Here is a 19403-nt window from a genome sequence, read left to right on the forward strand (position 1 = left end):
ATGGCACGAGGGATCCACCTCTTCCCATTCCGAACAGAGAAGTTAAGCCTCGTCACGCCGATGGTACTGCGTAACAGTGGGAGAGTAGGTAGCCGCCGTCTTGAGTGAAGGCGATAGCCGGAAGAGAGGGGAGTCAATCCGAAAGGGTTGGCTCCCTTTCTTTTTTATGAGCCGGAAAATATTTTTCTCGGAATGTGTGTTGGAGGTTAATTCAATACTAATTTTACGATAGATCCGTAAGACGGTACGTTCTTAAAAGCGTCTTGCAAAGGATATTCGCCCGCATAGACCCGGGCGCATGTTAATACGCCACCATGGGCGAACAAGCATACCTTCTGCAATCCGGTTTTACGAAGCTCGTCAAGGAAGTCGCTAACCCGGTTATATTGGTCTTGGAGTGATTCCCCATTCGGAGTCGGGTTGTTTATCCAATCCTTGAACCACGCCTCGGAACGAGGATCGGAAGATAACTCATTCCACGATTTCATTTCCCACTCTCCAAAATTCACCTCCTTGATACGGTCTTCTCTCTCTGCCTCCGGAAAGCCGCAATAATTAGCTAAGCGTACGCAGCGGCTAAGGGGGCTTGTCCAAACTTTATCGAACGTATGATCGCTCAAGCTTTTTTTTACCTCTTCCGCCTCTTCCTCGAAAGTCGGTTTCAATGGAACATCGGTCTGTCCATAGGCGTAGCCGGCGGGAACGTCGACAGAGGTATGTCTGATTAAATAAATTTCCATAATTATATTGTTTGATAGATGATCACGAAACCCATATAGAAACTTAACTCACAAAGAAGAAAAGTCGCTCCACAGCAGTCTCCAGTATATCCTTGTATCTTTCTCTTCATGAAAGAGGTGAGGAGACACCAAGTGATAACAGGGAATGCACCTGCTATGGAATAAACAGGTTGAGGAAGCCATAACAATGGTAGCAAAGCACAAATGATGCTAAATACATATTCCTGAGCGGTCATTCGGCTATATACGGTCTTGTTCTTGGCTTCCTCCTCTTTCCTCGCGTAGGGCAGGCGATTGATGATCATACTGGAGACACCTTTGCAAAAAGGATCTCCTGTTAGTATGGCACATCCCGCTAGCTCGATCGGAAGACTGCTTACTAGTAGGTAGAATAACCCGAAGTAGAAGATCAGCCCGATCACTCCATAACTACCAATATGCGAGTCTTTCATGATCGCCAGTATGCGTTCCCGGCTGGTGCCACCACCAAAACCATCGAAGAAATCCGCCAGCCCGTCCTCATGCAGACAGCCGGTTATCAACAATCGGGTAATCATGGCGCATAAGATCGCTACGGATGGAGGAAGGATCAAGGAGGAGGCGTACAAGACCAATACTGATAAACCAGCTGTCAACCAGCCGACCAACGCCCAATGACTCACGATATTCTTGAAATATGTCGCCGGAACCTCCGCCAACCGCCAGAACGGTAGCCGTGTAAAGAATATAAACGCAGCGAGTATCCGCAACATATCAAAAATATTTGGTGATTGCCGCTTGCTTGAAACTATGCATCTCGTTGATCATGCGAACGGCGGAGTCGAGTATCGGGTAAGCGCATACTGAGCCGGAGCCTTCTCCCAGTCGTAGCCCGAGGTCGAGCAATGCTTTCGCTCCCAAGAAATCCAGTACCCGCTTATGCCCGGCCTCGTCGCCGCAATGCCCGAATACGCAATACGACTGCATTTCCGGGTATAAACGGGAAGCCGCTAATACGCAGTTCGTCATGATAAAGCCATCCACGAGGATAATCATTTTCAGCTCGGCGGCACGCAACATACCTCCTACAGCCATAACCATCTCATACCCTCCGAAGTAGCGCATTACATCCAAGACGCTTCCATTCCCATCATAATTCTCCAACGAGCGTTTCAGAACATTGTATTTATGTCTTACACCCTCGCTATCCAGTCCGCTACCGGCACCCACACAGTCGATCAATGGGATTTGCGTGAGGCAAGTCATCCACATGCTGGAAGCCGCCGTATTCCCGATACCCATCTCTCCGAAACTGATCACGTTACAGCCCTCGTTGTAACAATCCGTCACGATACCGGCTCCGTATTGAAGCGCTTTTTCCATCTCCTCTTCGGTCATGGCCGCCTCGTGAAGGAAGTTACGAGTTCCTCCTTTGCGTACCTTACGATCGATCAGTTGGGGGATAACGGGGAAATCGAAATCCACGCCGCCATCCACAATCTTCAACTCGAAACCATGCTGGCGGGCAAGGTAGCAAACTCCCGCCCCTCCGTTTAAGAAATTATGGATCACTTGGCGGGTTACCTCTTTGGGAGATTTGCTTACACCCTCGTCGGCGATGCCGTGATCCGAGGCATAGATTACATTCACGGGATGACGTAAGACAGGCGATAAGGTCTGCTGGATCAATCCCACTTGCAGGGCGAGCGCCTCGAGCGTTCCCAATGAGCCTTTCGGCTTTGTCAGATTATCGATCTTGTCTTGTAAAGCTATCTCCAACCCTTTGTCTGGGGCCTTGATGTGAAATTGTATCATGATCGTAGTATTTTATAGAAGTCGTTGTTCTTATTTCTTGATCTTGACGGGGATTCCGCTGACCATCAAGACAACCTCGTCTGCCTTCGAGGCGATATATTGGTTGAGCCAGCCTTGCATATCGGTAAATTTCCGTTGCACCTCGTCTATCGGCACACCTCCCATACCCAACTCATTTGTCACGAAGATCAAGCAGGCATCTTGCCGGGAAAGTTTATCGAACTCCGCTTTCAGGAGGGAGAGGGATAATTCCACGTCGCTTTGATTATCGAAGAAGAAGTTCGTTCCCCAAAGGGTTATACAATCGATTACCACGACACGACCGGTAAGATCGTGACGACTCAGGTATTTCTCCTCCTCTATATTGGTCCACTCGGGTCCACGGTCCCGCTGATGGCGTTCCACCCGCTTCCGGAATTCCTCGTCCCAGATGCGGGAGGTCGCTAGGTAAACCGGGTTAGGCGACAGTGATAAGGCGAGTCTTTGGGCGTATCCGCTTTTGCCTGACCGCTGTCCTCCGGTCACTAAGATCACTTTCTTACTCATTACCTTCGTGATTCCTGTTTTTCCGGTGGGCGGCACGTCTCGCCTTGTTGATCGGGTTGTTCTTGCTTGTTTTCCGAAGGGCGGCCGATTTCGGATTGGCGGCGACTCGTTGTGCCACCGCCGACTTTCTCAGCGCCTTTCCGAACTTAGGGCGCAAGACATCCCGTAATAATTTCTCCTCGTCGGTAAGTTTGGCGGTTTTGGACTTCCAGCCTCCCTCTTTCTGCGCCTTACGGGCGGCGGCGTATTTATTGAATTTTCCGAACTTCTCCGTTTTAGCGCCTTCCCGGGCTCCCTTGTTCTCAGGTTTCTCTTTCCAGAGCGTGCCGAGTAGTTCCTTCTCTTGTCGCTTCTCCTTTTTCGCCTCCTCCTGTAGGCGGATGTATTTCTCTACGTTCAAGCGTTCGCCATCTACCAATACGACATCCTCCGCCGTGACCTTCTGGCCTACGTGCGGTAGCTTGCCGTTTACGGTTACCCGTTTCATCTCGATGAAATTGTCCGCTTCCCGGCGTGAGCAAACACCGGCTTCACTTATCAGTTTGTTTAATCTAATTTCCATACAATTGATATTATGTTAGTAGTAAAATAAGGGTGACGATCATACCCGTCAACAATTCCGTATTGCCATTCACTTGGATGGCGATACGCATATCCTCGGTCGTGAACGGCCTTGCGTTCGTTCCGATATAAGGCTTCTCCACCGGTTTGCCGAAATAATCATGCGTTCCCCCGAACTGGCAGTCCAAGATGGCCGCCAAGGCCGCTTCCGGATAACCGGAATTGGGGCTTGCGTGTTTTGGTCCGAAACGCCGTACGAAATCCCTTTTCCCCCAATTATTGGAGACCAACAACATCAGATAGGCCGTGAGGCGGGCCGGAATGTAATTGGCGATATCATCGATTTGCGCCGCTATCCGTCCGAACTCAAGGTAGCGCTCATTCTTATAACCGATCATTGAATCTAGCGTGTTCACCATCTTGTAAGCCATCATCCCCGGCAACCCTAGCGGGGCAAACCAGAACATCGGGGCGATCACGCCGTCGCTTAAGTTCTCGGACAAGGTTTCCAACGCCGCTGCCCGTATCTCTTGTGGTGACAGGTTCGAGGTATCCCTACCAACGATCCGCGCCACTTGCCGCCGTCCTTCTTCCGTACTACGGTCCACAGCCTCGAACACCGCCTTCACTTCCTTAATAAGTGTCTTTCCAGACAAGCAATAAAATACTCCGACAGCCGTCAGTAACCCATTGAACTGCGGATGTATGATCCAAGCCCACGACAATGTCCACTCGCAGATTAAATACACGCCAAGGATGAGTGCGACTGCCAGTATACCGCCTTTTAGGATCCGCTCGGAGCCTTTATTCAAGGCTTTCTCTCCGGTGCTGATCGCCTTGCCAAACCATACGATAGGGTGGGGCCAACCTTCCGGATCTCCCAGCAACCGGTCGGATAACCAACCGCCCAAAAAAGGCACGATCTTGAGTAAATTGATGGAATGATGTAACCAATACATATCGAATGTCATTGAGGGGGCAAACTTAGACAAAAAAAAGAACATAAGGAAGCGGTAAGCGATTCTTCATCACACATTAGGCGAAAGAAACCTACATTTGAAGGATTTTCGACCGTAGACTCTCATATTCTTCAGCCGCGAACAATCTTCCACCATCTATATCAATGTTAAAACAGGTTAAGTGGAAGTTTTTCCTTATTAATGATACGTGTTTGCTTGCCGGTCACGAAATAATCACTACCTTTGCACCGCAAAAAAAATTATTAATCAATATTAAACAGCGTTTTATGAACAATTATGAAACCGTTTTCATTTTGACTCCCGTTTTGTCTGACGCTCAGATGAAGGAAGCGGTAGAGAAATTCACGAACCTCCTGAAAGCTCAAGGAGCTGAGATCGTGAATGAAGAGAACTGGGGCTTGCGTAAGTTAGCTTATCCTATCGACAAGAAGACAACAGGCTTCTACCAGTTGGTTGAATTCAAGGCAGATCCGAGTGTTATCGCTACATTGGAATTGAACTTCCGTCGTGACGAGCGTGTGATCCGCTTCTTGACTTTCCGTCAGGACAAGTATGCCGCAGAATATGCAGCTAAGAGAAGAAATCTGAAATCATCTAAAGAAACAGTAAAGGAGAATAATTAATTATGGCAGCAACTCAATCAGAAATCAGATATTTAACACCGCCTTCAGTAGACGTTAAGAGAAAAAAATATTGCCGTTTCAAAAAGAGCGGTATCAAGTATATCGATTATAAGGATCCTGAATTCTTGAAGAAATTCTTGAACGAGCAAGGTAAGATCCTTCCGCGTCGTATTACTGGTACTTCCTTGAAGTTCCAACGTCGTGTGGCTCAGGCTGTAAAGCGTGCTCGTCACCTTGCTTTGCTTCCTTACGTAACCGATTTGATGAAATAATAAATTAAGAGGAGACAGAATATGCAAGTTATTTTGAAAGAAGATGTAGTGAATTTAGGCTACAAAGACGATATCGTAACAGTAAAAGACGGTTACGGACGTAACTTTCTAATCCCCACGGGTAAGGCAGTGATCGCTTCAGAGTCTGCTAAGAAAGTATTGGCTGAGAACTTGAAGCAACGCGCCCATAAGTTGGCTAAGATCAAGGAAGACGCTCAGGCTTTGGCCACTAAGTTAGAGGGTGTGGCTTTGACGATCGGCGCTAAGACTAGCTCTACAGGCACGATCTTTGGTTCTGTGACAAATATCCAAGTTGCTGAGGCTTTGGCCAAGGCCGGTTTCGAGAATATCGACCGTAAGATTATCTATATCAAGGAGTCTGTTAAGGAAGTAGGTAGCTATAAGGCTGTTTTGAAACTTCACAAGGAGGTTTCTGTTGAGATTCCTTTCGAGGTCGTTTCTGAATAATAGAGACTGTAATAGATCATAAGGGAGGGTGGTTTCGAAACTGCCCTCTTTTTTTGTTTTAATTATAAAAAAAGGACATCTGTCAATCAGTAAAAAACGCTACATTTGTCTCCGGATTCGCAATAATTTCAGAAAGTGAGCAAACCGTCTTTTCTATATATTAACTTGCTATTCGCGTTGTCTTTTTTCTTACCCGGACTTCAGGCGAGAGAGAAGAGTTTTACGGTCGTGATCGATGCCGGGCATGGCGGTAAGGACCCGGGAGCTAGAGGGGCAAATATTAATGAAAAGGAGATAAATCTCGCTGTCGCTTTGAAACTGGGGCGATTGATTGAGAACAACGCGGAGGATGTACGTGTGATTTATACCCGTAAGACGGATCGTTTTATCGAGTTGGACGAACGTGCGAATATAGCGAACCGCAACAAAGCGGATCTTTTCATATCTGTCCATACGAATGCCGTAAAGCGTGGAAGTACCGTGCAAGGTACGGAGACGTATACGCTGGGTTTGGCTCGTAGCGAAGAGAACTTAGAGGTGGCTATGAGCGAGAACTCGGCGATTTTGTTGGAGGATAATTATCAACAACGGTATGAGGGATTTGACCCGAATTCCTCGGAGTCATATATCATTTTCGAGTTTATGCAGAATAAGCACATGGAGCAAAGTATAAGTCTGGCTTCCGAGATACAGAAATCGTTCGGGGCTTGTAAACGAGTAGACCGTGGCGTAAGACAGGCTGGCTTTTTGGTGCTTCGTAAAACGAGCATGCCCAGTGTCCTGGTCGAGTTGGGGTATATCTCGAATCGTCAAGAAGAGCAGTTTATGAGAACCGCCGCTGGACAAAATAAATTAGCGGAGGCGTTGTACGACGCTTTTTGTAAATATAAGAAGAATTACGATCGCCGTAAAGGTTCTATTTCCGGAACTATCGCTGCTCCCGTGACGAATGAGGAAACCCCGCCTCCGGGGAGCGAGGCTGATATCTTAAATAGAAAGCAACAAACCGCAAGACAGAAAACTTTAGTTTCTTCCACCACTTCCGTGAACAGGAACACGAAGGGAAAGGTTATATATAAAATACAAATCTTGACTTCCGATAAGAAGCTTCCCGCGAACTCCCGGTTATTTAAAGGGTACAAGAACGTGGATTTCTATGTGGAGAAAGGTATCTATAAATACACGTATGGCGGGACTACGGATTTTAATTCGATCCGGAAGATGCGCCGAATGGTTGCGAGGGATTTTAAAGATGCTTTCATCATCGCTTTTAAGGATGGGAAGAAGGTGAAATATTAATGATAGTAGGAATAAATCATACATTATAAATAAAGGAAATGAAAAGTGTATTCACTAAAGAGGCGAAGATCGGACTTGTGACGATCGTAAGTCTGGCGCTATTGTATTTAGGCATTAATTATCTGAAGGGTATTAACCTGTTTCAACCGGTGAACCATTACTACGTATCATTCAGCAACGTAAAGGGAGTGACGATTTCCAGTCCTGTATTTGTGGATGGTTTTAAGGTGGGATTGGTTCGTGATATCATTTATGATTATGATACGACCGGTAAGATCATCGTTGAGGTTAGCTTGGAAGATAAGATGAGACTGAATAAGGGAAGTTATATAGCGATTGTCAATACTTTCTTAAGCGGAGCTGAGTTGCATATCCATTTGAATACTTACGTAGACGACTTCTTGAAGCCGGGTTCTACGCTCGAGGGACGGATGGAAGGGGATATGATGCAATCCGTACAGGAGAAGATATTGCCGGGTGTAGAGAATCTTTTGCCGAAGATCGACACGATCTTGGGTAGCTTGCAGACCTTGATCGCTCATCCGGCCTTGGCTCAGTCCTTGAATCATATCGAAAAAACGACTGGCAACCTGGAGGTGTCTACCCGTCAGTTGAATCAGATGTTGAGTAAGGATGTGCCGGGTATCGTGAATAACTTGAAGACGATGACGGATAATTTCTCGGAGGTGAGCGCTAACTTGAGAGAGTTGGATTTGGCTTCAACGGTCAATTCCATCAATGCGACCTTGGCGAACTTGAAGTTGACTACGGATAAATTGAACTCGACGGACAATAGTATCGGCTTGTTGTTAAACGATAAAGGATTGTATGATAATCTGAACAGCACGATGGACAACGCCTCCAAGCTGTTGCTGGATTTGAGGGAGAATCCGAAGAGATACGTTCATTTCTCTGTTTTTTGATTATGTTAGAAAATCATAGTACAAAAAACGTTATTTAGAATCGTTCTAATTAGATAAAAAGTTAGGAGACTCCTGCCGGTTATATATATAAGGCCTTTAGGTAAAGTAAGATAGATGCTTCCTAAGGCCTTATTCTATCACCGGACGTCAACGTTCGCGATTTTTTGGAGGTCTCTAAAATAAAGGGTTTTTTTGGCGTCGGGTGATCTAAATGACAGTAAATCAGATGCGTATTAGTAACTATCTGAATCTAAAAGGGATATTGAAAATTCATATTTACCAAACAAAATAGCACTTTTTTTTTCGGAATTAATTTCTAAACTTTGTGGTCCGAATGTGAAAAGTATTAGTGGGAGAGAAAGAAAAACATGCAGACTGATCATCAAACATTGTGGAATAAGTGCCTTGCGGTCATAAAGGATATTGTGCCTAAGGCGGCTTTTGACACATGGTTCGTACCTATCGTTCCGTTATCATACGAAGACAAGAAGTTTACCATACAGGTGCCTAGTCAGTTCTTCTATGAGTATCTGGAGGAGAAGTACGTCAATGTCTTAAAAGTTACATTGTATCGTGTAATCGGTCAAGGAACCATTCTCAACTACCGTATCATGGTGGATAAGACAACCGGCGGTACGGTTGATTATCCGGCGGAGAATGCTTCCACTGCTGTAAAGAAAATCACTCCCAAGGACGCTAACAAGGCTCCGAATCCTTTTATGACGACAGCTCCACAGGATTTGGATCCTCAGTTGAACCCGAAGTATAATTTTGATAATTATTTCGAGGGTACGAGTAACAAGCTGGTTCGTACGGCGGGTGAGGCTGTTGCCCAGAATCCGGGAAAGACTACGTTTAACCCGTTGTTCATTTTTGGCCCGTCAGGAGTAGGTAAAACTCACTTGTGCCATGCGATCGGAACCCGGATACGAGAGTTGCATCCGGAAAAGAAAGTGTTGTATGTATCTTCGCATTTGTTCCGGGTACAGTTCACAGACGCTATCCGTAAGAATACGACTAATGATTTCTTGAATTTCTATCAGAATATCGACGTGCTGCTGTTGGATGATATACAGGAGTTGATCGGTATGGATAAGACCCAGAATACATTCTTCCATATTTTCAACCACCTGCATCAGTTGGGTAAGCAACTTATCTTGACTTCTGATAAGCCGCCTGTGGATTTGCAAGGGATGGAAGAGCGCTTGATCACCCGTTTAAAATGGGGATTGACGGCTGAATTGAGCCGTCCGGATCTGGATCTACGCAAGAAGATTCTGAAGAATAAGATCAACCATGATGGAATCGTGATTCCGGATGAGGTGTTTAACTTTATCGCTAATAATGTGACGGAGAATGTTCGTGATTTGGAAGGCATTCTCGTCTCTTTGATGGCTAATGCCGTTATCAACAATCGTGAGATCGATCTGCCGTTGACGAAACGTGTGGTTAGCCAAGCCATCCGGTTAGAGAGGAAACAGATCTCCGTGCAGATGATTCAGGAGATCGTTTGCAAGTATTTCAACCTGGAGCAGTCGGTTATCCAGACGAATTCCCGCAAACGCGAAATCGTACAAGCCCGTCAGATCACGATGTATTTGGCGAAGAAATATACGGACTCCTCTTTTTCTCATATAGGAAAGATCGTAGGAAGGAAAGACCATGCGACAGTCTTGCATGCTTGTAAGACGATTAAAGATCAGATAGAGACCAGTAAGTCTTTCCGCTCTTCCGTAGAGGAAATCGAGGTCTTGCTCAAGAACTAAATTAAGAATCCCTGTATAGTTAGGATAAGGACGTCTCTCTGAAGAGGCGTCCTTCTTTATTGTTCGATTTTGGAAAATTTGTGCGGGCGTTAAGTTTTCCTTTTGGGAAACTGTCTGGTATCTGATTTGATTTAAGTAATTGAAAATGTGAGGTTGTAAGTTCGGTTTTGGAAAACTTTTCAATAAGTGCTCTTTTTGGCGAGAGGTAATTTGGATAACTGGTAAAGTATGCGTAAACTTGCAGTCATAAAATAAATATAATAATTGTGGATCGTAAAACTTATACTTTTGACGAAGCGTTTAAGGCTTCATTGGATTACTTTACCGGTGACGAGCTCGCCGCTAAAGTATGGGTAAATAAATATGCCTTGAAGGATGCGTTTGGAAATATCTATGAGGAATCTCCGAATGATATGCATCATCGCTTGGCGAGTGAGATTGCCCGTGTGGAAAAAAAGTATCCGAACCCGTTGTCGGAACAAGAACTTTTCGACCTGTTTGATCATTTCCGTTACATTGTTCCGCAAGGAAGTCCGATGACGGGAATTGGCAATGATTATCAAATTGCCTCACTCTCGAATTGTTTTGTTATCGGATTGGACGGACAAGCGGATTCATATGGCGCGATTATCCGTATTGACGAGGAACAGGTACAATTGATGAAGCGTCGTGGTGGTGTAGGCCATGATCTTTCCCATATCCGCCCAAAAGGTTCTCCGGTTAAGAATTCCGCGTTGACTTCTACCGGATTGGTCCCGTTTATGGAACGTTACTCGAATTCCACCCGTGAGGTAGCCCAAGATGGTCGTCGTGGAGCCTTGATGTTGAGCGTCTCCATTAAACATCCGGACTCGGAGGCGTTTATCGACGCTAAGATGACGGAAGGTAAGGTTACAGGTGCAAATGTATCTGTGAAAATCGATGATAATTTCATGAATGCCGCGGTTAATGGTGGTACCTATAGGCAACAATATCCAATTGATTCGGATTCTCCCGTTTATGCGAAAGATATCGATGCTTCGGGCTTATGGAAAAAAATTATTCATAATGCTTGGAAATCCGCTGAGCCGGGTGTGTTATTCTGGGACACGATCTTACGAGAGTCTGTACCAGACTGCTATGCGGATCTGGGATTCCGTACGGTTTCTACGAATCCTTGTGGCGAGATACCTCTTTGTCCGTATGATAGCTGCCGTTTGTTAGCGATCAATTTATATTCATATGTGGTAAATCCATTCACTCCGGACGCTCATTTCGATTATGATTTGTTTAAGAAGCATGTGGGTTTAGCCCAGCGGATTATGGATGATATCATTGATTTGGAATCGGAGAAGATCGAGATGATCTTGGCTAAGATCGACTCGGATCCGGAATCCATGGAGGTGAGACAGGCAGAGCGTCATTTGTGGGAAAAGATCCAACGAAAGACTTTGCTAGGACGTCGAACAGGGGTAGGTATCACGGCGGAAGGCGATATGATTGCCGCTTTAGGCTTGCGTTATGGAACAGAAGAAGCAACCGATCGCGCGGAACTTATACAAAAGACATTAGCTTTGGCTGCTTATCGTTCATCCGTAATGTTGGCGAAAGAACGTGGAGCTTTTGAGATATTCGATGCGAAGCGTGAGGAAAAGAACCCGTTTATCAATCGTTTGCGTGAGGCCGATCCTGCTCTATATGAGGATATGTTGAAATACGGCCGTCGTAATATCGCTTGCTTAACAATCGCTCCGACAGGAACGACTAGCCTGATGACACAGACCACTTCCGGTATAGAGCCGGTATTTTTGCCGGTATATAAGCGCCGCCGTAAAGTAAATCCGAACGATTCCGAGGCTCGTGTGGACTTCGTGGATGAGACAGGCGATGCTTTCGAGGAGTATATCGTATTCCATCATAAGTTTGTAACGTGGATGCAAGCGAATGGCTATTCGGCCAGTAAGAGATATACACAAGAAGAAGTGGAGGAACTAGTTGCTAAGTCTCCTTATTATAAAGCGACTTCCAATGATGTCGATTGGTTACAAAAAGTCCGTATGCAAGGACGCATCCAGAAATGGGTGGATCATTCGATCAGCGTAACGATCAATTTGCCGAACAATGTAAGTGAGGAGTTGGTAGACTCTTTGTATGTTGAGGCATGGAGATGCGGATGTAAAGGCTGTACTGTTTATCGAGATGGCTCTCGTTCCGGTGTCTTGATCGCGACAGATAAAAAGAAGAAAAAAGAGGATTGCAACTGCATGCAACCACCGATTATCGTATCTACCCGTCCTCGTGAATTGGATGCGGATGTGGTGAAATTCCAGAATAACCGTGAGAAATGGATCGCTTTCGTCGGCTTGTTGAATGGCCGTCCGTATGAGATCTTTACTGGTTTGGCCGATGATGACGAGGGTATCATGTTACCCAAAAACGTATCTAAAGGAACGATCATCAAGAGTTATGATGAGGATGGTAATAAGCATTACGACTTCCAGTTCAAGAACAAACGCGGTTATAAGATGACAATCGAAGGCTTGGATGGTAAGTTTAATCCGGAATATTGGAACTACGCTAAATTGATCTCCGGTGTGCTCCGTTACGGAATGCCTATCGATCAGGTTATAAAACTCGTACAGGGAATGGAGTTGAATAGCGAGTCTATCAATACTTGGAAGAATGGCGTGGAACGGGCCTTGAAGAAATATTTACCGAACGGTATGGAAGCGAAAGGGCAGAAATGCCCGAACTGTGGATTAGAGTCTTTGATTTATCAAGAAGGTTGCTTGATCTGTACGAATTGCGGAGCTTCTAAATGCGGTTAAATAATAGCCTAAATCAATAATACATGAAAGTCACTTTCAATATAAACTTCCATACGGTTTGGGGGCAGAAGTTATGTATAGTGGGCTCCATACCGGAATTAGGTTCTTGGGAACCTGCCCTGGCTAAAGAGATGAATTACTCAGGGGATGGAAACTGGAAACTCGGACTGGATCTTCCATCCGATATAAAAGATATAGAATACAGATATTTTTTAAGTGTTAATGATAAGCAGATCTTTGAGGAGTGGGAAAAGAATCACCGGATTGTATTGGATGGCCAATCAGATTCTTACATCCTGTATGATTACTGGCAGATTCGTCCGGATAATCAAGCCTTTTATTCTTCTGCTTTCACCAAAAGTTTATTCGCTCATCCCCGCGATACACATGAGAGGGTCGTTAGGAGTGGTAGAAAATTGATGATAAAGCTATCCGCTCCCCGGGTGGAAAGGAACCAGTGTGTAGCCATTACCGGAAATCAGGAATGCTTGGGTAGCTGGCATCCGGACAAGGCTTTGCCGCTGAGCTGCGATACTTTCCCGGAATGGCATATTGATTTAGATGCCGCGGAGATACGATACCCTTTGGAATATAAATTTTTGGTTTGGGATGAGGATTCCCGCCAGCCATTGTATTGGGAGAGTGGTGAGAATCGTATGCTAAGTCTTTCCCCCCAGGAACAGGGTGAGACCGTCGTGATATCTGGTCTTTACTTCCGGGATAGCTTACCGTTATGGCGTTGTGCCGGCTCAGTTATCCCCGTCTTTTCCTTACGCTCGGAGAAGAGCTTTGGAGTAGGCGATTTGGGAGATTTACGCATGTTGGTGGATTGGGCTAAAAAGACGCGCCAACGTATCATTCAAGTATTACCTATGAATGATACGACGATGACCCATACTTGGGGGGATTCCTATCCGTATAGCGCTATTTCTATTTATGCCCTTCATCCGATGTATGTGGATTTATCCGCTTTGGGAGTTTTGCGAGATCCGGAGAGAGTCGCTTTTTATGCCGGGAAGCAAGAAGAATTAAACGCGAAAGATACGGTTGATTACGAGGAAGTACTGAAATATAAATTGGGCTATTGCCAAGAATATTTTGCGCAAGAGGGCAAGGCTCTGTTAGATACGCCGGAGTTTAAAGGGTTTTTGGCGCAAAATGAGTCATGGTTGATGCCTTACGCTACTTATTGCTTCTTGCGGGAAAGCTATGGGACATCAGATTTCTCTCAATGGCAAGGTAATTCTATTTACAATAAGACACGTGTCCGGGCTCTATGCCGGGAAGCGAGCGACGCGTGGCCGGAGATCTCGTTCACTTATTTCTTGCAATATGTATTGTACAATCAATTCAAGTCAGTATCGGATTATGCCCGTAAGAATGGCGTTGTATTGAAAGGTGACTTGCCAATTGGCGTGAGTCGTACTAGTGTTGAGGCTTGGACGGAACCAAAATATTTTAATATGAATGGTCAAGCGGGTGCTCCCCCCGATGATTTCTCCAAGGATGGTCAGAACTGGCTGTTCCCTACTTATAATTGGGACGCGATGGAGAAAGATAATTTCTCTTGGTGGAAGAAACGCTTTGCTAGGTTAGGTGATTATTTCGATTGCTTCCGTATAGATCACATCTTGGGATTTTTCCGGATCTGGGAGATTCCTTGTGAATATGTGCAAGGGCTTTGCGGCCATTTCAACCCGGCGTTGCCGCTCTCGAAAGCAGAGATTGAGCAGTTTGGATTGAAATTTAACGAGTCTCGTTTTACGACTCCACATATCAATCGACAATTCTTGTCGGAATTGTTTGAGGAAAATACAGAAGAGGTTATAAGAGCTTATTTGGCGCAATCCTCCTCCCGGCATTATGTATTAAAATCGTTCTGTGATACACAAAGGAAGATTGAGGCATTGTTCGCGAATCAGGTGGATCCTGTTTCCCTGCGGATCAAGAACGGCCTGTTTACGATTGCGAATGAGGTGTTATTCCTTCGTGATCCAAGAGAGACCGATAGGTTCCACCCCCGGATCTCGGCGTATCAATCCTATATCTATCGGGAATTGAGTGGCTCCGACCGTTGTGCGTTCGATCAGTTATACTGGCATTTCTTCTATCATCGCCATAATGAGTTCTGGAAGGCGCAAGCGTTTAAACGTTTGGCACCATTGGTCGCATCTACCGAGATGTTGGTTTGTGGAGAAGATTTAGGTATGATTCCCGCCTCTGTTCCCGAGGTCATGAATAAGTTGCAAATACTAAGCCTTGAGATTGAGCGTATGCCGAAGAGCCCCCAACGGGAATTTTCCGATATGTTTAATTTGCCTTATCATTCTGTTTGTACGACCTCTACACATGATATGACACCTCTTCGTAATTGGTGGAAAGAAGATCCGGAGAAGACACAGCGTTATTACAACCATGTGTTGCAACGGATCGGTGAAGCCCCCGATGAATGCACGGCTGAAATCGTAACCCAGATTATATCGAATCATTTGAAGACTCGTTCCATGTTGACGATCATACCATTGCAGGATTGGTTTGCCATGGACGATTCTATCAAGCGAAAGGATATAGAATCCGAGCGTATTAACGTTCCCGCGAATTCAAAGCATTATTGGCGCTACCGGATGCATATTACGTTGGAACAGCTTTTGCGGGCCGATAACCTAAATAATAAGATCGCCTCGTTGATAAAAGAGGCTGGAAGGAAATAAGAAAAATGAAGGGCCGTATCGAAAAGCGCGGCCCTTTTTGAGACAGTAAGTGAAAAGATACGGATTTAATTTGAGCTTATTTGTCCGCTTCCTTTATATCGGAACACATCGAGCAGGCTCCGTCGAACCGTGCGTTTGGTTCGATCTCTAGGGATTGGGTACATATATCTCCCTTGATGATTGCCGTCGATTTTAGAGTAAGCTTCGCGCTTACTTTTACGGAGCCATCTACCTCGCCGAGAATCTCGGCATTCTCGGATATGATATTACCTCTCACGCTACCTTTAGGTCCGATAACGATCTTGCCATTGCAACTGATGTCTCCTTCTACTTTTCCATCCAAGCGAAAGTCTGTTTCCGTTATAATATTACCCTTTATGGTTGTCCCTGCCGCCAAGGCATTATGCAAGCCACCCGCGGAGTTTTCATCTCTTTGTTTTTTTCCCATCATAATGTGTTGTTACTTGTGGTTGACAAATATAAGACTATTTTTTTGCAGGATGGTTTAACTTTCCATACATTTACAGATAAAAAAGATTATGACAACAAAGATTGAATTACGGAAGATGACGTTCTATGCCTATCATGGCGTGGCACCCCAAGAGAACCGGGTAGGGAATACTTTTTTCGTGGATTTGATATTGACAGCTCCGTTGGAAGATGCGGTATGGAGCGACGATTTGAACGATACGATCAATTACGCCACAGTATATGAAACCGTGAAAGCGGAAATGGCTATCCCCTCGAAACTTCTCGAGCACGTGGCGGGGCGTATCCTGAAGGCTTTGAAGGCGAGATTTCCACAGATCACGGAGGTGGAACTTGTCTTGTCTAAATTAAATCCTCCGTTTGGCGGAGATATTCATAGTGCCTCGATAATTCTTAAAGAAAGCTTTCTTTCTGTTTAGAAACTTTTATTTACCTTCGCGCCTGTAGAAAGTGGCGCGATATACGATATGCTAAAGGCACAAATACGATAACATTACGTCATTTTGTGTACATAAGGAACGTGCCATTTGGAAATACAAGACCTTGCCTTCGCTTGGTTCTCTAAAAAATTATTGATATATGGAAGACTTGTTACCTTTCGCCCTGTTATGTTTCACTTCGTTTTTTACGTTGACCAATCCACTCGGTACGATGCCGGTTTTCCTGACCATGACCAATGGCATGAACGATCACGAGCGAAAAGCGATTGTCCGAAGGGCCACGATCGTGTCGTTCATCACCTTGATGGTTTTTACCTTCTCCGGTCAGTTCCTGTTTAAGTTCTTTGGTATCTCCTCGAACGGCTTTCGCATAGCTGGCGGCTTTATTATCTTCAAGATCGGGTTTGATATGCTTCAGGCACGCTACTCCAACGCGAAGTTGAAAGAGGAAGAGGTGAAAACCTACGCGGACGATATATCCATTACTCCTTTGGCGATCCCGATGTTGTGCGGCCCGGGAGCGATCGCCAACGCTATCATGCTTATGGATGACGCTTCGACACTCACCTTAAAGGGTACGTTGATCGGGATAATCGCATTGGTCTATTTTATCACGTTCTTGATCCTGCAAGCTTCTACCCGGTTGGTACATATACTGGGAGAGACGGGAAATAACGTGATGATGCGTTTGATGGGATTGATACTGATGGTGATCGCCGTGGAATGTTTCGTAAGCGGATTGAAGCCCATCTTGATCGATATCTTGCGTGAGGCGATGGGCTAATCTTTGTAAATCGACTCCGAGTAGCCATTGTTGTGCGCAAACGGAATGGCTGAAGGAGCGTCACACATTGTTAGTTATACTTAACAATATGTCGGAGCAGATTGGTCGGCCCTGCCATTTGGAGAGGAGCTGAAAAGAAATTTCCCGGCGGAGAATTATTTTTCGCCGGGAAAGGATTAATTACTTACAAGTGCGACATTCGGTTATTTCTTAGCCGGTTTCTTATCAGAAGTTGAGCACTTGGATTCTTTGACTGGGGTTTCTTTCTTTGAACCCGTCGCTTCCGCTTGTTTTTTTTCATCTTTCTTGTTCATGATGCTTTAATTTTTAAAAGAGTAAATATATAAGGTAGCAGTCTCTAGCGCCTACTACTTTTCTTTGTCTTGACAATCACACCAGCACATGACGCCCTTAGGAACAGACGAAAGAACCTCCTCGCTACGTTCCTTGGCCAGTTTCGTATCCATTTCCTTCACCTCTTTCTCGGTGCGATGTGTACCTTTCGGCTTACGGTCGACAAGGCCATTTGTGCTTCGCACTTCTTCTAACGGATCCGTTATATACTGCCATTCCTCTTTTAACCGTGTGCTTTCTCCCTCGTTCCAAGGTCCGCGTGCCTCATTCTCTTTAGACAGATCGAAATACAGGTTGCTGTATTTGGGGGAGGTTTGAAACGATCCGGGAGGGAAGTTAGGCTGGATTGTCTCTAATGCCGCCTCGAATTGTTGGAAATGAGTAACCTCGCGCGTCATGAGGAAAACGAGAGTCTCCTTCACGTAAGGGTCATCCGTTAACGGAATAAGATTCTCATACCCGATTTTAGCCCGGCATTCTCCCGCCATGTTGGAACGTAGATCTACTGTAAGGTCCGCGTTCGCAGACACGTATGTCGCGCACCATGGATTACCGTTGCTGTCTGTCAGCATAGGACTTCCGGGAGCTGTAACCAGGAATTGCGGATTGGTGAAGGCCTGATGGATGAAATCCTCTTTGGCCGCATTACCGTTCATCAGGGTATTGATCTCCATATTTTCCACGACGTCTTTCATTTCCCCATTCACCGGTCCGAGGAGCATTTGGATAGTGGCTCCAACAATTTCAAGATGTCCCAGTTCTTCTGTCGCGATATCCATCAACATATCATATTTGTCGGGATAAGGATTATGGCAACTAAAAGCCTGGACAAAATATTGCAAGGCTGATTTTAACTCCCCGTTAGCGCCTCCGAAAGCCTCGAGGAGTACACGTGCGAAACGTGGGTCTGGAGCAGATACATGGGCATTGTACTGCAAATCTTTTACATGATAAAACATAACTCAAAAGTTTAAATTATACATATAAATATTTGAAGATGCGCATCTGGTAAGAAAACAATGATAGGTCTGTTTTAGTTGGTATATTCTTTTGTGTATAGGATTGTTTAACGAATAAGCGGGGAAATATAAACGTGTATTAATGAGATTTTATGGATTGAGTTGGCTTTTTAATTTCGTGATAAATAAAAAGAGGGCGATAGTGTATAATAACTTACGTCCTCTTTTTGTTCGGATGATTAATCGATCATTTTTTCATGTTACCTGCGTAGTTGTGTACTTTGTTTTTGATATCATCAGCCTTTTCCGTGATATTGGAAGCTTCGTCGGCAACCTTATCCGCTACTTTTGTGCCGATATTCGCCATTTTATTTTTGGCTGAATCTATCATGTCCCCCGCTTTGTCTCCGATTTGATGAAAGACTTGATTCGTCTTTTCTTTCAATGCCATTCCCTTAGAAGAGCGAGAAAAACGATAAGCTACTACGCCTATGATCGATCCTAATCCCAGGCCTAACCAAAATTTAGAACAATTAGTTTTCATAAATTCAAGAAGTTTAGAAGATGAATAATTGATTATATTTCTGTTTTATGTGGAGCTCTAAATAAAGAGACAATCCACAATAATAGAATAGCTCCGACAACGGATGTGATCAAGCTACCCAGAATTCCTGCGGTGGCAATGCCTAATAGGCTGAATACCAAACCTCCTAATACCCCGCCGACAATGCCGATCAATAAATTGATAAAGATACCGTAACCTCCTCCTCTCATAATCTTGCTGGCGATAAAACCAGCTAAAATTCCAATGATAATATACCAAATGAAATACATGTTAATAAGTTTTTATGTGTTAATATTCAAAAGCTATAACGCAAATATAAGTC

Annotated in this window: 20 protein-coding genes and 1 rRNA gene; 11 read left to right on the plus strand and 10 right to left on the minus strand. The window is 44.9% G+C overall.

Annotation, left to right across the window (positions count from 1 at the left end; translation table 11 throughout):
* Positions 1 to 101, plus strand: a 5S ribosomal RNA gene (gene rrf, locus G7Y39_RS09525); the annotation flags it as partial.
* Between the two features lie 105 nt (positions 102 to 206).
* On the opposite strand, the gene cobC is transcribed toward rrf, so the two are convergent.
* From cobC to cbiB, 6 genes are read right to left on the minus strand one after another with little or no spacing between them, the layout of a single operon-like run.
* Entirely contained in the window at positions 207 to 740 is a 534-nt protein-coding gene (cobC, locus tag G7Y39_RS09530; protein WP_165157253.1) for an alpha-ribazole phosphatase, read from the minus strand.
* Positions 741 to 742: 2 nt separating this feature from the next.
* Complete coding sequence (locus G7Y39_RS09535) at positions 743 to 1492, minus strand: adenosylcobinamide-GDP ribazoletransferase (protein WP_165157254.1); 750 nt, start codon at positions 1490 to 1492, stop codon at positions 743 to 745.
* 1 nt (position 1493) lies between these two features.
* Positions 1494 to 2534, minus strand: coding sequence for a nicotinate-nucleotide--dimethylbenzimidazole phosphoribosyltransferase (gene cobT, locus G7Y39_RS09540; protein WP_165157255.1), 1041 nt, complete (start codon positions 2532 to 2534; stop codon positions 1494 to 1496).
* A gap of 30 nt (positions 2535 to 2564) precedes the next feature.
* Positions 2565 to 3080 (minus strand): bifunctional adenosylcobinamide kinase/adenosylcobinamide-phosphate guanylyltransferase, encoded by a 516-nt coding sequence (locus tag G7Y39_RS09545; protein ID WP_165157256.1) that lies wholly within the window; start codon positions 3078 to 3080, stop codon positions 2565 to 2567.
* Positions 3073 to 3642, minus strand: coding sequence for a S4 domain-containing protein (locus G7Y39_RS09550; RefSeq protein ID WP_165157257.1), 570 nt, complete (start codon positions 3640 to 3642; stop codon positions 3073 to 3075). The genes G7Y39_RS09545 and G7Y39_RS09550 overlap by 8 nt, the downstream gene beginning before the upstream one ends.
* Before the next feature lie 10 nt (positions 3643 to 3652).
* Positions 3653 to 4612 carry an adenosylcobinamide-phosphate synthase CbiB gene (gene cbiB / locus G7Y39_RS09555; RefSeq protein ID WP_165157258.1) on the minus strand — a complete coding sequence of 320 codons (960 nt, stop codon included), beginning with the start codon at positions 4610 to 4612 and terminating at the stop codon, positions 3653 to 3655.
* 275 nt (positions 4613 to 4887) lie between these two features.
* Between cbiB and rpsF the strand changes: the two genes are divergently transcribed.
* The 8 genes from rpsF (at position 4888) to G7Y39_RS09595 (ending at position 15490) form a co-directional block, all read left to right on the plus strand.
* Positions 4888 to 5244: a 30S ribosomal protein S6 gene (gene rpsF, locus G7Y39_RS09560; protein WP_005865478.1), complete on the plus strand. Its 357-nt coding sequence runs from the start codon at positions 4888 to 4890 to the stop codon at positions 5242 to 5244.
* A 2-nt stretch (positions 5245 to 5246) separates the two neighbouring features.
* The gene (gene rpsR / locus G7Y39_RS09565) at positions 5247 to 5516 is read left to right on the plus strand and encodes a 30S ribosomal protein S18 (protein WP_165157259.1); all 270 of its coding nucleotides are present in this window, start codon (positions 5247 to 5249) and stop codon (positions 5514 to 5516) included.
* A 21-nt stretch (positions 5517 to 5537) separates the two neighbouring features.
* The gene (gene rplI, locus G7Y39_RS09570) at positions 5538 to 5984 is read left to right on the plus strand and encodes a 50S ribosomal protein L9 (protein WP_165157260.1); all 447 of its coding nucleotides are present in this window, start codon (positions 5538 to 5540) and stop codon (positions 5982 to 5984) included.
* 135 nt (positions 5985 to 6119) lie between these two features.
* On the plus strand, positions 6120 to 7283 hold the full coding sequence (locus G7Y39_RS09575) for an N-acetylmuramoyl-L-alanine amidase (protein WP_165157261.1): 1164 nt from the start codon (positions 6120 to 6122) through the stop codon (positions 7281 to 7283).
* Positions 7284 to 7321: 38 nt separating this feature from the next.
* On the plus strand, positions 7322 to 8206 hold the full coding sequence (locus G7Y39_RS09580; protein WP_165157262.1) for an MlaD family protein: 885 nt from the start codon (positions 7322 to 7324) through the stop codon (positions 8204 to 8206).
* Positions 8207 to 8574: 368 nt separating this feature from the next.
* Positions 8575 to 9972: a chromosomal replication initiator protein DnaA gene (gene dnaA / locus G7Y39_RS09585; RefSeq protein WP_165157263.1), complete on the plus strand. Its 1398-nt coding sequence runs from the start codon at positions 8575 to 8577 to the stop codon at positions 9970 to 9972.
* Positions 9973 to 10238: 266 nt separating this feature from the next.
* Positions 10239 to 12779 carry an adenosylcobalamin-dependent ribonucleoside-diphosphate reductase gene (locus tag G7Y39_RS09590; RefSeq protein WP_165157264.1) on the plus strand — a complete coding sequence of 847 codons (2541 nt, stop codon included), beginning with the start codon at positions 10239 to 10241 and terminating at the stop codon, positions 12777 to 12779.
* A gap of 23 nt (positions 12780 to 12802) precedes the next feature.
* Complete coding sequence (locus G7Y39_RS09595) at positions 12803 to 15490, plus strand: 4-alpha-glucanotransferase (protein ID WP_165157265.1); 2688 nt, start codon at positions 12803 to 12805, stop codon at positions 15488 to 15490.
* A gap of 76 nt (positions 15491 to 15566) precedes the next feature.
* Here G7Y39_RS09595 and G7Y39_RS09600 read toward each other — a convergent pair whose 3' ends face one another.
* Complete coding sequence (locus tag G7Y39_RS09600) at positions 15567 to 15938, minus strand: polymer-forming cytoskeletal protein (protein WP_165157290.1); 372 nt, start codon at positions 15936 to 15938, stop codon at positions 15567 to 15569.
* Positions 15939 to 16029: 91 nt separating this feature from the next.
* Between G7Y39_RS09600 and folB the strand changes: the two genes are divergently transcribed.
* Positions 16030 to 16398: a dihydroneopterin aldolase gene (gene folB, locus G7Y39_RS09605; RefSeq protein WP_165157266.1), complete on the plus strand. Its 369-nt coding sequence runs from the start codon at positions 16030 to 16032 to the stop codon at positions 16396 to 16398.
* Positions 16399 to 16558: 160 nt separating this feature from the next.
* Positions 16559 to 17203 carry a MarC family protein gene (locus G7Y39_RS09610; protein ID WP_165157267.1) on the plus strand — a complete coding sequence of 215 codons (645 nt, stop codon included), beginning with the start codon at positions 16559 to 16561 and terminating at the stop codon, positions 17201 to 17203.
* 368 nt (positions 17204 to 17571) lie between these two features.
* On the opposite strand, the gene G7Y39_RS09615 is transcribed toward G7Y39_RS09610, so the two are convergent.
* The 3 genes from G7Y39_RS09615 to G7Y39_RS09625 form a co-directional block, all read right to left on the minus strand.
* Entirely contained in the window at positions 17572 to 18516 is a 945-nt protein-coding gene (locus tag G7Y39_RS09615) for a manganese catalase family protein (RefSeq protein WP_165157268.1), read from the minus strand.
* Positions 18517 to 18763: 247 nt separating this feature from the next.
* The gene (locus tag G7Y39_RS09620; protein WP_165157269.1) at positions 18764 to 19060 is read right to left on the minus strand and encodes a YtxH domain-containing protein; all 297 of its coding nucleotides are present in this window, start codon (positions 19058 to 19060) and stop codon (positions 18764 to 18766) included.
* 32 nt (positions 19061 to 19092) lie between these two features.
* Positions 19093 to 19350 (minus strand): GlsB/YeaQ/YmgE family stress response membrane protein, encoded by a 258-nt coding sequence (locus G7Y39_RS09625; protein ID WP_165157270.1) that lies wholly within the window; start codon positions 19348 to 19350, stop codon positions 19093 to 19095.
* Between the last annotated feature and the right edge of the window lie 53 nt (positions 19351 to 19403).

It is taken from the genome of Parabacteroides sp. ZJ-118, from assembly GCF_011038785.1.
Classification (GTDB): Bacteria; Bacteroidota; Bacteroidia; order Bacteroidales; family Tannerellaceae; genus Parabacteroides.